Raw genomic sequence first — 12,653 nt, forward strand, 5'->3', positions numbered from 1 at the left:
GGCGCCCACCCTACACGCGGTATCCGCCCAGAGGATAGGTAGGGTGGGCGCCAGCCCACCAGTTGGCTCTCGCCCGAATCCTTCCCGAGCTCTCCAAACCCACCTCCACCACTCCTTCACTCCCTCGCACGCACGAACCTTCTCCCCCCGCCTGCGTACCAGGACGCAGCCTCGTCGCTTGTGGAGCTACGACAGCCGTGGTAGCTTTTTGACGCTCCCAAGCGGGCTTTTCGAGATGCCGCCGGCCGTGCGACGCCGGGGGTGTCGAACAACTCAGGCGGAAAGGATCCGACCTCCCGTGAGCATTCAACCCGTTCGGCTGACCCGTTTCGAGCTCGAGGTGATGGAAGAGCTTTGGAAGCTGGGTCAGGGCTCCGTCCGCGACGTGCTGGAAGCCTTGCCGGCTCGCCGTCGCCCGGCCTACACCACCGTTCAGACCATCGTCCGTCGCCTCGAAGAGAAGGGGGCGGTGGATCATGTGCAGAAAATCGGCAACGCCCACATCTTCCGGCCCCGGGTCAGCCGCAAGGCGGCCTATCGCCGGCTGGTGGATGATTTTCTCGACATCTTTGGAGGCTCCGCCCGGCCACTGGTGGCCCATCTGGCGGAGTCCGGCAAATTGAGCCTGGAAGACCTGCGGGAGGCGGAGGAGCTGCTCGCCGCCGACGTTCCCTCGGGTTCCTGAAGAACCAGGATTCTTTCGAGCAGTGATGGAGGGGCCGGCCATCGGTGAGACCGTGATGTTCAGCGCTGTGCTGACCGGCATCGGGCGTTTGCTCGAAGCCTGGGTGGAGTTTGCCTCGGCGCTGGTGGTCTCCGCTGGTCCCTTGGTGGTCGACCATCTCTGGCAGGCGACCCTCTTCGTCGGTGCCCTGGGGCTGCTGCTGGCGGTCCTCACCTCTGCCCCCGCCCGACTCCGCTGCTATCTCTGCCTGTTGGCGGCGGCCAAATTCTGGATCCCTTCGGCGCTGGTGCTCACCTTCGTGGCGCCGGCGCTGCCGGCGAGCCTGCGGCGGCTGCCGGAGGCCTTGGGCCCGTGGCTCGACTTCGGGGCCGTGCTGACCCTCGGCGGCCGCTGGTTGGGGCTGATGGGAGACGCCGCCGCCGGCACCGGCGCGCTGGAGCTCTCGTCCCGCACCTGGCTCGTCCTCGCGCTACTGTGGGCCGCGGTGAGCGTCTGGCTGCTGACCTCTTGGGTGCTGCGGCTGCTGCACCTGCGCAACCTCTTGGTCCGCGGTCGGCAGGTCGTCGACGGCCCGGAGTGGTGGGCACTGCAGCGAGCTCGACGCCTCCTGGGGGCCGGGGGTGCGTGGGGAGGGGCTCCGCGCTGGCTTCGGGCACCGCTCCGGAATTGGCTCCGCCATGCCGCCAGCCGGCGGGTGGAGCTGGTGCTCAGCGATCAGGTCTCCGAACCCGGAGCCTGGGGCGTGCTGCGGCCCCGGGTGGTGCTGCCGGCTTCCATGGCCGGCCATCTGAGCCGCGAGGAGCTCGAGGCGGTGCTGCTCCACGAGCTGATTCACATCCGCCGCTGGGACAATCTCATCGCCCGCAGCCTGATGTTGCTGCGCTGCCTGCTGTGGTTCCACCCCCTGGTGTGGTGGTTGGACCGGCGCTGTCTGGTGGAGCGGGAGCTGGCCTGTGACCAGCGGGTGGTAGCCCTCACCGGCAGCCCCCAGGCCTACCTCCGGGGGCTGGCCAAGGTGGTGCGCTTCGGCGGTGGCTGGCGGTTGCCGCAGCTCACCACCGCCGGCGCTTCTTCGGCCACCGGAGCGGATCTTCGGCAGCGCATCGCCTTGTTGCGCCGTGGTGAGGGAGAGAACGCCTCCCGTCTGCGCTCGTGGCTGCGGTCCTCGCTGCATTGGGGGGCGGTGACCGCCGGCACGGTGCTGTTGTTGGGCTCGTCGTTGTTCTCCGGTCCGCTGTGCGCGGTGGACGCTCCGGCGCGCATCCTCTCCCGCACCGCCGCCCAGGTCTTCTCTTCCAGCGGCGCCTTCCCCGGCGGTCCGGCGGTCTCCGGGGCCGCTTCCGAGTCGACCCTCGACGGCTGCCCCCAAAGCCACCACCAAGCCGGCGCGGTCAAATATTGCGAGTCGGCGTCGGAGCGCTAGGCGCTCGGCCGGCTGCTAGAGAGGTGGGCTCCTAGAGCCCTTCCACCACTTCCCGCAGCATCGACTGGACCTGCTCGGCGACCCGCCCGAGGTGCGGATTGTCCACGGCCTGCATGGAGGCCACCGGGTCGATGGCGGCGACCTCCACCTTGCCCTCGCCGCGGTCCTGGACGATGACGTTGCACGGCAGCATGGCGCCGATGCGGTCCTCCTCCTGGAGGGCCTGATAGGCCATGCCGGGGTTGCAGGCGCCGAGGATGCGGTAGGGCCGGAAGTCCACGTCCAGCTTCTTGCGCAGCGTTGCCGCTACGTCGATTTCCGTCAGCACTCCGAAGCCCTTGGCCGCCAGGGCCTGGGTGACGTGCTCGACGGCGGCGTCGAAGGGCATTTCCAATTCGCGGTGAAACGTATAGCTCATCGATGGATCCTATTCTCGAACCTTGAGGGCTCGGAGGAAGGTGATCATGGGGCACCAGCCGGTGAACGCCGACTGCAAGAGGTTGAGCCCCACGAAGGCGGTGAAAAGGAAGAAGCCCGGGTGCACCCAATAGCCGAGGGCTACCGAGAGCAAAACGAAGAACCCGGCGATGGCGCGCAGATATTCGTTCAGATTCACGATGGTTCTCCTGGGTTGTTGTCATTGTCCATCGCCGGCGCGGCGGAGGGGATGTCGACCACCTTCTCCACGCCGACGGTCTTCAAATACATGAAGTAGAGGATGGGGATCACCACCAGGGTCAGGGCGGTGGCCACCACTACGCCGGAGATCAAGGCCACCGCCAGCCCCTGGAAGATGGGATCGAGGAGGATCACCAGGCCGCCCACCACCAGCGCGGCGGCGGTGAGGGCGATGGGGCGGAAGCGCACCGATCCGGCGCGTACCACCGCCTCTTCCAAGCTTCGTCCTTCCTCCAGCTCCAGGTTGATGAAGTCCACCAACAGGATGGAGTTGCGGACGATAATCCCTGCCAGGGCGATGAAGCCGATCATCGAGGTGGCGGTGAAGAAGACGCCGCCGGCGGCGTGGGCCGGCAGGATGCCGATGAGGGTCAGGGGGATGGGCGCCATGATGATGAACGGCGTGATGAAGGAGCGGAACCACCCCACCACCAGCACGTAGATCAAGATCAGCACCACCGCGAAGGCCATGCCCATGTCGCGGAAGACCTCGTAGGTGATCTGCCACTCACCGTCCCACTTGAAGCTGTAGCCGGCGGTGTCCTGGGGCAGCTGGTTCATCAACACCGTGAGATCCCCGCCGGCGGGGTCCTGCAGCGCTTCGATACGCTGGCGCATGTCGAGGATGCCGTAGACCGGCGACTCCTCCGCCCCCGCCACCTCCGCCACCACGTAGGTCACGGGCTGGAGGTTCTTGTGGTAGATGAAGCGCTCGCGCCGGCTGTCCACCGGCTGGACCAGCTCCCGCAGGGGGACCAAAGCGCCGCCGGTGATTCTCGGGTCGCCGTGGAGGGAGAGGCCCAGCAGGCCGTCGACACCGGAGCGCTGGGTGCGCGGCAGGCGCAGCATCAACGGCACCGGCTCCCGGGCGTGGGGATCGTGGAGCCGCCCCGCCGGGATTCCGGTGAGGGCCAGGCGCAGGGTGTGGGCCACCGCTTCCGGGCTGACGCCGGCGCGGGAAGCTTTTTCCCGATCCACCGCCAGGTCGAGCTTGGGCCCCGGATGCTCCACCCACCAGTCGACGTCCACCACCCCCGGGGTTTGCTCGAAGATCTCCCGTACCTGCTGCGCCAGGGCGATGCGCTGCTCCAGGTCCGGGCCGTAGATCTCCGCCACCAGGGTGGCCAGCACCGGCGGGCCCGGGGGCACTTCCGTCACCTTGATGTTGGCGCCGGTGCCTTCCACCACCGGGAGCAGCGCCTGGCGCAGATCTTTGGCGAAGGGATGGCTGGCCCGTTCCCGGTGGTGCTTCTCCCGCAGATTGATCTGCAGATCCGCCACCAGCGGGCCGGAGCGCAGGAAGTAGTGGCGCACCAGGCCGTTGAAATTGAACGGCGCCGAGGTGCCGGCGTAGACCTGGATGTCCGTCACCTCCGGCAGGGTGCGGGCTCGGGCGGCAAGGGCTCGGGCGATGCCGGCGGTGCGCTCCAGGGTGGTGCCCTCGGGCATGTCCACCACCACCTGCACCTCGCTCTTGTTGTCGTAGGGCAGCATCTTCACCTTCACCAGGCGCATTCCCACCAGCGCGGTGGAGGCCAGGAGCAGCGCCGCCACCGCCCCCAGCAGGGCCCAGCGGCGCCAGCGATGGGCCAGCAGCGGCCGGAAGAGCGCGGAGTAGAAGCGCGCCAGGAGCTGCTCCTTCTCCTGGTCCGAGAGGCTATGGTGCTCCGACTCCCGATCCTCCCCAGCGCCTTCCTTCCGCAGCTTTTCGGCGTGGCGCCGGAACAGCCGGTAGGTGAGCCACGGGGAGACCACGAAGGCCACCAGCAGCGAGAACATCATGGCCGCCGAGGCGTTGATGGGGATGGGGCGCATGTACGGCCCCATGAGGCCGGAGACGAAGGCCAGGGGCAGCAGCGCGGCGATCACCGTGAAGGTGGCGAGGATGGTGGGGTTGCCCACCTCGTCGGTGGCGCCGATGGTGGCCAGCCGCGGGTTCTGCCGCCCCAGCTGGTAGTGGCGATGGATGTTCTCCACCACCACGATGGCGTCGTCCACCAGGATGCCGATGGCGAAGATGAGAGCGAAGAGGGTGACCCGGTTGAGGGTGTAGCCGAAGAGATAGGAGGAGGCGAGGGTCAGCGCCAGGGTGGTGGGCACCGCCACCGCCACCACCACCGCCTCCCGGCGGCCCAGGGCCAGGGCCATGAGCAGCACCACGGCGAAGGTGGCGATCCACAGATGCTTGATCAGCTCCGAGCTCTTCTCACCGGCGGTGAAGCCGTAGTCGCGGGTCTTGGTGACCTGGACTCCGGCGGGGATCACCGGACCCCGAAGCTCCCCCAGACGGCGGTCCAGCTCCGCTACCAGGTCGACGGCGTTGGTGCCGGGCTTCTTGGCGATGGCCAGGGTCACCGCCGGCACGTCCAATCCCGCCGGCAGGTCTTTGTCGGCACCGGCGGCGCCGGAGACCATCCAAACGTATTCGCTGGCCTCGTCGGCGCCGTCGGTGACGCTGGCCACGTCCCGCAGGTAGACGGGCCGGCCGCCCATCACCGCCACCACCGCCGACTCCACCTCCTGCACCGAGGCGAAGGCGCTGCCGACCTCCACTTCCGTCTCCACGTCGGCGGAGGCGAAGCTCCCCGCCGGCAGCCGCCGGTCGAGGCTGGAGAGGGCTTGATGGACCTGCAACGGGGACAGGCCGTGGGCCGCCAGCCGTTCCCGGTCCAGCTCGATGCGCACCGCCCGCTGCTGGCCACCCAGCACCCAGGTGCGGGCCACCCGCGGATGACGGCGCAGCTCCGCCTGCAGCTCCTGGGTCACCTGGCGCAGCTGCAGCGACGAGAGATCCTGGGACCACAGGGTGTAGGCCACCACCGGCACGTCGTCGATGGAGCGCGGCTCCACCACCGGTGGGGTGGCGCCGGAGGGCAGCTGGGGCGCTACCTCAGCGACCTTGGCGTGGACCCGCAAGACCGCGTCGTCGGGATCGCTGCCCACCAGGAAGCGGACGATGACCATGCCGCCGGAGGGCTGGGAGGTGGAGTAGACGTACTCGACGTTCTCGATCTCGTAGAGCGCCTTCTCCAGGGGCGAGATCACCCGCCGCTCCACCTCCTGGGCGGTGGCGCCGGGGAGGCCGGCGAAGACGTCGATCATGGGCACCTGGATCTGGGGCTCCTCCTCCCGCGGCGTCACCATCACGGCGAAGGCGCCCAGGAGCAGCGAGCCCACCACCAGCAGGGGCGTCAGCTTGGAGTCCAGGAAGGCCCGGGCAATGCGCCCGGCGGCCCCCAAGGGGCGGGAAGAGGATGAGCCTTGGGCGTTCATCATTGGACCTCGAGGGGAGTGCCCAGGGCGGGCACGGCATTCAGGCCGACGGCGATCTCTTCCTCACCGGTGAGGCCGGAGAGGATCTCCACCAGCTCCCCGGCCTCGTCCTCGGCGGCCCCGCCGTCTACAGATTGTCCGTCTGCAGCTGGGCCGAGGCTCTCGCCCACGGTGACCACCCGCGGTGCAGCCTGGCCGTCGGCGTCGCGCACCACCACCAGGGAGAGTCCCCCCTGACGCAGCACCGCCGCCGCCGGCACCGCCACCGCGGAACGGCCGCCGGTGGTGACCCAGGCGCGGCCGGTGCTGCCGGTGGGCAGCTCCGCCGGTGCCTGGATCGTGGGGGCCTCGGCCTGAGATCCTGAGGAGTCGCCGAGGCGTAGCTTGACGCGGAAGGTGTGGCTCATGGGATCCGCTCCCGGCGCGCGCTCCACCACCGTGCCCGTCAGCTCGCCGAGCTCGGGGCGGGCGTCGATGCGCACCGGCAGCGTGTCACCGAGCTCGAGCTCGGCCCGGGCCATCACCCCTTCGGGTACGTCCAGCACCAGCCGCCGGCCGCCGCCGGATTCGAGGGTCAGGAGCGGGCGCCCCGGGGCGGCCAGATCCCCCACCTCCACCATGCGCCGGGCGACCCGGCCGGTGAAGGGTGCTACCACCCGCGAGTCTCCGGCCACCGCCGAGGCGGCCTGGACGGCCCCCCGGGCTTGCTCCACGGCGCCTTGGGCGGCCTCGTAGTCCATGCGCGCCTTGTCCAGCTCCAGCTCGGAGGCGGCGTCCGCCTCCCGCAGAGCCTGGAAGCGCTCATAGTTTCTTTCCGCCAGCGACAGCCCGGCCTTGGCCTGGGCCAGGGCGCCTTCCGCCTGGGCCAGTTGACCGCGGGCGGTCTGGGGGTCGATCTCCAGCAGCAGCTGGCCCTTCTTCACCGCCTCACCGGCGTCGGCGTGGACGGCGGTGACCATGGCCAGGATGCGGGCGGAGACGGAAGCGGTCTGCTCCGCCTCCACCGTGCCCCGCAACTCCACCCGCGCCGGGGTATCCAGGCGCTGGGCCTGGGTGGTGGAAACCTGCAGGGGCTGCGGTTCGTGGGCGGGACCGGAATGATCTCCCTCTCCGCCGCAGGCACCGAGGCCGAGGAGCAGGAGTAGGGGGAAGACGGTGGAACGTAGGTGCTTCATGGTCTTATCGCTCCTCGGCCGGGCTCACCACCGGATCCTCTGAGGATCCAATGGCAGCCGCGTCCGGTACTGACGGTTGCGGAATTTCGACGGGATTCGGGTTCGGGCGCAGCATGGTTTCCGGTGCCTGGCCGGCGGCCACCGCCAGCCGCAACGCCGCTAGATGGGCGTCGGCGCGGGCTACCAGCTCGCGGGTGGCGGCTTCTCGCCGGGCGGTGGTGGCGTCCAGCAGATCGATGATCTGAGCCACCCCCTGGGCGAAGCGTTGGCTGACGATGCGCTCGCCTTCGTCGGCGGCGTCCTGGGCCAGCACGGCGGTGCGGTGGCGCTGGCGCGCCGAGCGGGCCTGCTCGTAGGCGTCCCGCACTTCGAGTCGCACTCCGTCCTCCATCCAGGCGATCTGGTGACCGGCGGCTTCGGCGTCGGCGCGGGCCGCCGCCGCGGCGGCGCGATGGCGGCCGCCGCTGAACAGGTCCATCCGTGCCACCGCCATCACCGCCGTCGAGCTGCCGTTGGTGCCGATGGGGAATTCATCGAAGAAGTCCTGGCGCACCACCAGCCCCACCCGCGGCCGGCCGGCGGCGCGCTGCACCTGGGCCTCCAGCTCGCCGGCGGCGAGGCGATTGCGGGCCGCTCGAAGGTCCGGCCGCTCGTCGGCGGCGGCGATCCACTCATCGAGGTCGCCTTCCAGGGGCGGCGGGTCCGCCAGAGGTTCCAGCTCCCAGCGCCGGTCGAGCTCTTCCCCCAGCTGCAGCGAGAGGTTGGCCTCCGCCACCCGCGCTTGGCCGCGGGCGGCGCTCAGCAGGTCCTCGATGCGTGCCTGTTCCACCTGCGCCCGCAGCAGCTCGGAGCGCACCAGCAGGCCCTGGTCAACGAAGGCCTGAGCCCGCTGGGCGTGGCGGGTGACGGTCTCCAGAGAGCGCTCCAGCAGCGCCACTTGCTCCCGCGCCTGGGCCAGCTGCACATAGGCCTGGGCCGCCGTCAGGGCGCCCTGGTCGCCGGTGCCCTCCGCGGCTTCTTCCTCGGCGGTTCGAGCGAGCTCCGCTTGTTGGATGCGCCCGCTGAGCTCTCCGCCGGTGTAGAGGGGCAGGGAGAGCTCCAGCCGAGTCCGGGAGTTGTCGAACCAATCGGGATCGTTGGGATCCCCGGCGACGAAGTCCGCGAAGGAGAAGCGTTCCTGGTTGAGCTGCAGGCCGAAGACATCGGCGGGGGAGTCGGTGTACATCCAGGCCTGCTCGACGCTGACGGTGGGCAAGCGGTGCGACCGCGCCTGGCGCTCCCGCGCTTCGGCGGCCAGCACCTTCGCCTCCGCCGCCGCCACCGGCCGGCTTTCGTTGCGCCCTTGGCGCATGGCTTCGGCGAGGCTCAGCGTTCGGGCTGATGCCGATGCTGACGCCGGAGTTGGGGCCGGGGCCTGGAGCTCGGAGGGAGCTGCGGTCTCATCGGCCGCTTCGGCGGCGGCGGTCCAGCCGGCAGTGGCGGCGAAGGCCACGATGGCCATGCAAAGAATTCGGCGATATGTGCGTCGACTCATGATCTTGATCCATTTCCTTCTAGGGAGCCACCTTCTTCTTCTGGCGCCCCCTGCGGCTTCTTGGGGCGCCACCGGCAGTCTCCCCCCACCCCGCGGAGGAGCGGTGCGGGATGGTGAGAGGCTGCCGGTGGTCGCAACCGAGGCCGTTTCTGTGGCCTCTATTGGGTGAGAGACACAAAGGGGTTTTGAGGTTTCAAGACCCGGGAGGTTTCAAGCTAGCGGCCGCGCTCTGGACCAGAGCGCGGGGCCACAGTTGAGGCAACGAGGCGGGCAGGCTGGTCTTCCGGAAGGGCCGACCTTTCAGAGGGGCTAGCCTTCCAGAGGCTCGATGCAGCTGGGCCGGTCGTTGCGCGGGCTGTTGACCTCGGTGCTCACCGCGTAGGTCTCCATCTCCTCTGCGGGATAGGACCCCAGCATGGCCTCCAGCTGCTCGCGGTCGTGGACCTCCGGGTCGAGCCAGGTGTCGTAGTGCTTCGGCTGGAGGATCACCGGCATGCGGTCGTGGACTTCCTTCGCCAGCTCGTTGGGCTCGGTGGTGAGCAGGGTGAAGCTGAGCACCGGCTGGTCGTCCTCCCCGCTCCACCGCGCCCACAGCCCGGCGAAGGCGAAGGGCCGGTGCTCCTTGAGGCGCAGGTAATAGGGCTGCTTGCGGCCATCGAGCTTCTTCCACTCGTAGAAGCCGTCGGCGGGCACCAGGCAGCGGCGCTTTTTGAAGCTGGAGCGGAAGGAGGGCTTCTCCGCGGCGGTTTCGGAGCGGGCGTTGATCAGCCGGTTGCCGATGGACGGATCCTTGGCCCAATGGGGAATCAGTCCCCAGCGCATGGTTCCCAGGGTGCGCTTCCCCTCATGGTTGAGGCCGACGATGGCGGTTTCCTGGGTCGGGGCGATGTTGTAGCGGGGAGACAGCTCCGCCGTCACCTCGGCGACGTCGAAGACTTCGGCGATCACTTCGGATGGGGCGGTGAGGGTGTAGCGTCCGCACATAGTCAAGCCTCCCGGGTTCGGTCTCGTCCTTCTCCGGGGGATTTTCTCATGGTGCCTTCTCCGAAGTACTCCTCCGGCGAGAACGTATCCACCGCGCAGGCTTCTCGCCGCGCCGCTTCGGCGTGCCGGAGCTGAGCCGCTTCTTCGGTGGTCAGGATTCCCTCCGCCACCGCGGATTCCAACAACTCTTCCCCGCGGGCCCGGGGGAGCTGGCCATTGGCGACGGCCTCCCGCAGGCGGCGCTCCAGCGGTTCCACTTCCAGCAAGAGCTCGAAGGCCCGCTCCAGCCGTTCGATCCCCACGCCCTCGAGATGTAAGCCCGAGGTCAGGCGGTCCCGAGCTTTCCCACCGCTCTTCATATTGGGAGCCAACACCGCCGCGGCACGCCGGCCGAGGTCGTCGGACGGCCCGCGGCCCAGCGGATTGAGGCGTAGCCAGAACCGCGCCGGTCCGCGCATCCACCATTTGAGCAGCGGTGCGTCGAGGCCGGTGGCGATGCCTTCGAAGGCTTCTTGGATGCGCTCCAGGGCGGTCTCGGCGCACCATTGCACCAGGGGCAGATCCTCCTCCTGGCGCCCCTCCGCCTCATAGCGACGCAGCGCCGCGAAGCCCAAGAGCATCCACGACAGCGCGTCAGCGTAGCGGCCGGTGAGCTTTCCCCGGCGCTTGAGGCTGCCGCCCAGGGAGAGCACCGCCAGGTCCGTGTAGAGAGCGAAGCGTGCCGAGGCCCAGGCCAGGTGCCGGTAGTAGCGGGCGGTGGGGCCGCTCACGGGAGCGGGTGCGAGGAGGCCGCGGCTGAGGCTCAAGGCTCCCGTGCGCAGCAGATTGCGCAGGAAGAAGAAGCCGTGCCCGGCGAGGGCCTTGGCCAGCTTCCCGCCGTCGCCGCTTTGCACTGCCTCCAGCTCTCGCCGCAGGTAGGGATGGCAGCGCAGCGATCCCTGGCCGAAGGTAATGAGGGTGCGGGTGAGGATGTTGGCGCCCTCGACGGTGATGCCGATGGAGGAGGCGATGTAGCCGTCCGCCAGCAGGTTGTGGGGGCCGTGGCAGATGCCGGCGCCGGCGAGGACGTCCATGCCGTCGATGACCGTGCGCCGGCCGAGCTCGGTGAGGTTGTATTTCATCACCGCCGACACCACCGCCGGCCGCTGCCCCGAGTCCACGGCGCCGCAGGTGTAGACCCGCGCCGCTTCCATCAAATACGCATGGCCGGCGATGCGCGCCAGCGGTTCCTGGACGCCCTCGAAGCGCCCGATGGAGAGCCCGAACTGCCGGCGCACGGCGGCGTAGGCCCCCGCCACTCGCGCGGTCCATTTGGCTCCCGCCGTCGACTGCGCCGGCAGGGAGATGGCCCGCCCGCCGGAGAGCGCCTCCATCAACATCCGCCACCCCTTGCCGGCCCCGGCGGCGCCGCCGATGATGGCGCTCAACGGCACCACTACGTCGCGGCCGCGGATGGGACCGTTGGGGAAGGCTAGGGCCATAGGGTCGTGGTGATCGCCGATCTCCACCCCCTCCGCATCCGCCGGCACCAGCGCGCAGGTGATGCCCGGCTCCGGCCCCATCCCCAGCAGCTCTTCCGGATCGGAAAGCCGAAACGCCAACCCCACCAAGGTCGCCACCGGCGCCAAGGTGATGTAGCGCTTATCCCAGTTGAGCCGCAGCTTCAGCTCGCCGTCTTCACCCCGAAAGACCTCTCCCCGCGACGCCAGCGCCGCCGCGTCGGACCCCGCTTCCGGCTCGGTGAGAGCAAAGCAGGGAATCTCCTCTCCCCGGGCAAGGCGCGGCAGGTAATGCCGCTGCTGCTCCTCGGTCCCATATTCCAGCAGCAGCTCCCCCGGCCCCACGGAGTTGGGGATGAGCACCAGCGTTCCCAGGTACATCGACCGCGAGGTGAGCTTGCCGAAGACCGCGCTGGCGCAGAGGTTGGAGAATCCATGCCCGCCATGCTCCTCTGGAATCAGCAGCCCAAAGAAGCGCTCCCGCCGCAAAACCTCCCAAACCTCCTCCGGCAGCCTCTTCTCCCGCCGCACCCGCCAGGGATCCACCAACCGGCAAACCTCCACCACCGGCCCCTCGAGGAAAGCCCGCTCCCGCTCCGTTAGCTTCGGGTAGGCCTCCGCGAGCATGCGACGGAAGTCCGGGCGGCCGGAGAAGAACTCTCCTTCGACCCACACCGTCCCCGCTTCCAGGGCGGCGGCCTCGGTGGGGGACATGCGGGGGAGGCGGCGTCTTAGGGCTTTGAGGAAGGGCATGGGGGGAGTCTATCTTGGGCTGTTTAGGGCGACCTTCATCCGTGCTTCTTGGCGAGGTGTTTCATATGAGAGGTACGGGCTTCGAGGTCCGATGGAACCAGACCGGAAATGCTCTCCACTCTTGGATGGGCTGGCTGCTCAATGGAGGCTTCCCGCAAGCGCGTCAGGTAGCGCCCTAGAACTTCCGTTGCTGTCAGACCGTGCTCTCGCGCAAAGCGCTTGAGGAACTTGAGATTCTCAGTCGAGAGGCGAATAGTGAGTTCTTGTTTGGCGGTCATCGGGATTCTCCTCAAGGCAAACGGATCAGTGTTACTGATTGTGTGGCCGTCACGCCCGAGAGTCCAGTTTGAGGGCGGCGCCAAAGCGCTTTCTGCGGATAACATCGATTGCTCCAGCTCGCTTTAGCCTCAACCTTCAGGAGCCCCATGAAGCATTTCCCGGCCCTTCTCCTTGCTCTCGTCACCACGTTCGCAGCTACTACCGGCTTAGCCGACACACTCTGGCCGCACGAGTCCCGAGCCGAAGCTCCGAATATCCCGGCCTTCATCCAGAGCCTCGACGAGCTTCGCCGGTCCAGGGACATCCCTGGCCTCTCCGCCGCGGTGGTGCGGGATGGGGAGGTGGTGGTGGCGGTGGGGTTGGGGGTGGC

General features: G+C 68.9%; 11 protein-coding genes. 3 read left to right on the plus strand and 8 right to left on the minus strand.

Features of this window, described 5'->3' with window-relative positions:
* Positions 1-298: 298 nt before the first annotated feature.
* Together SX243_21415 and SX243_21420 are read left to right on the plus strand one after the other, a co-directional pair.
* Positions 299-685 (plus strand): BlaI/MecI/CopY family transcriptional regulator, encoded by a 387-nt coding sequence (locus SX243_21415; protein ID MDY7095543.1) that lies wholly within the window; start codon positions 299-301, stop codon positions 683-685.
* Between the two features lie 25 nt (positions 686-710).
* Positions 711-2,108, plus strand: coding sequence for a M56 family metallopeptidase (locus tag SX243_21420; GenBank protein ID MDY7095544.1), 1,398 nt, complete (start codon positions 711-713; stop codon positions 2,106-2,108).
* 31 nt (positions 2,109-2,139) lie between these two features.
* Here the strand turns inward: SX243_21420 and SX243_21425 are convergent, their stop codons facing one another.
* The 8 genes from SX243_21425 to SX243_21460 all read right to left on the minus strand — a co-directional run bounded on the left by SX243_21425 (position 2,140) and on the right by SX243_21460 (position 12,282).
* Positions 2,140-2,526: a DUF302 domain-containing protein gene (locus SX243_21425; GenBank protein MDY7095545.1), complete on the minus strand. Its 387-nt coding sequence runs from the start codon at positions 2,524-2,526 to the stop codon at positions 2,140-2,142.
* Between the two features lie 9 nt (positions 2,527-2,535).
* Entirely contained in the window at positions 2,536-2,724 is a 189-nt protein-coding gene (locus SX243_21430; GenBank protein ID MDY7095546.1) for a DUF2892 domain-containing protein, read from the minus strand.
* Positions 2,721-6,062, minus strand: coding sequence for an efflux RND transporter permease subunit (locus SX243_21435; protein MDY7095547.1), 3,342 nt, complete (start codon positions 6,060-6,062; stop codon positions 2,721-2,723). The genes SX243_21430 and SX243_21435 overlap by 4 nt, the downstream gene beginning before the upstream one ends.
* Entirely contained in the window at positions 6,059-7,234 is a 1,176-nt protein-coding gene (locus tag SX243_21440) for an efflux RND transporter periplasmic adaptor subunit (GenBank protein ID MDY7095548.1), read from the minus strand. The genes SX243_21435 and SX243_21440 overlap by 4 nt, the downstream gene beginning before the upstream one ends.
* A gap of 4 nt (positions 7,235-7,238) precedes the next feature.
* Entirely contained in the window at positions 7,239-8,768 is a 1,530-nt protein-coding gene (locus SX243_21445; GenBank protein ID MDY7095549.1) for a TolC family protein, read from the minus strand.
* A gap of 309 nt (positions 8,769-9,077) precedes the next feature.
* Positions 9,078-9,752, minus strand: a complete 675-nt coding sequence (locus SX243_21450) for an SOS response-associated peptidase (protein MDY7095550.1) — start codon at positions 9,750-9,752, stop codon at positions 9,078-9,080.
* 2 nt (positions 9,753-9,754) lie between these two features.
* Positions 9,755-12,004, minus strand: a complete 2,250-nt coding sequence (locus SX243_21455; GenBank protein MDY7095551.1) for an acyl-CoA dehydrogenase — start codon at positions 12,002-12,004, stop codon at positions 9,755-9,757.
* Between the two features lie 35 nt (positions 12,005-12,039).
* Positions 12,040-12,282 (minus strand): DUF6364 family protein, encoded by a 243-nt coding sequence (locus SX243_21460; GenBank protein ID MDY7095552.1) that lies wholly within the window; start codon positions 12,280-12,282, stop codon positions 12,040-12,042.
* Between the two features lie 147 nt (positions 12,283-12,429).
* On the opposite strand from SX243_21460, the gene SX243_21465 reads away from it, so the two are divergent.
* Positions 12,430-12,653 (plus strand): hypothetical protein (locus SX243_21465; GenBank protein ID MDY7095553.1); only part of this gene is annotated, 224 nt, incomplete at its 3' end.

The organism is Acidobacteriota bacterium, from assembly GCA_034211275.1.
GTDB lineage: Bacteria > Acidobacteriota > Thermoanaerobaculia > Multivoradales > JAHZIX01 > JAGQSE01.

Bases quoted from the DNA above. Each gene is read 5' to 3' on its own strand.
- SX243_21420 (MDY7095544.1), top strand. From the start codon at position 711: ATGGAGGGGCCGGCCATCGGTGAGACCGTGATGTTCAGCGCTGTGCTG.
- SX243_21425 (MDY7095545.1), bottom strand. From the start codon at position 2,526: ATGAGCTATACGTTTCACCGCGAATTGGAAATGCCCTTCGACGCCGCC.
- SX243_21435 (MDY7095547.1), bottom strand. From the start codon at position 6,062: ATGATGAACGCCCAAGGCTCATCCTCTTCCCGCCCCTTGGGGGCCGCC.
- SX243_21440 (MDY7095548.1), bottom strand. From the start codon at position 7,234: ATGAAGCACCTACGTTCCACCGTCTTCCCCCTACTCCTGCTCCTCGGC.
- SX243_21445 (MDY7095549.1), bottom strand. From the start codon at position 8,768: ATGAGTCGACGCACATATCGCCGAATTCTTTGCATGGCCATCGTGGCC.
- SX243_21450 (MDY7095550.1), bottom strand. From the start codon at position 9,752: ATGTGCGGACGCTACACCCTCACCGCCCCATCCGAAGTGATCGCCGAA.
- SX243_21455 (MDY7095551.1), bottom strand. From the start codon at position 12,004: ATGCCCTTCCTCAAAGCCCTAAGACGCCGCCTCCCCCGCATGTCCCCC.
- SX243_21460 (MDY7095552.1), bottom strand. From the start codon at position 12,282: ATGACCGCCAAACAAGAACTCACTATTCGCCTCTCGACTGAGAATCTC.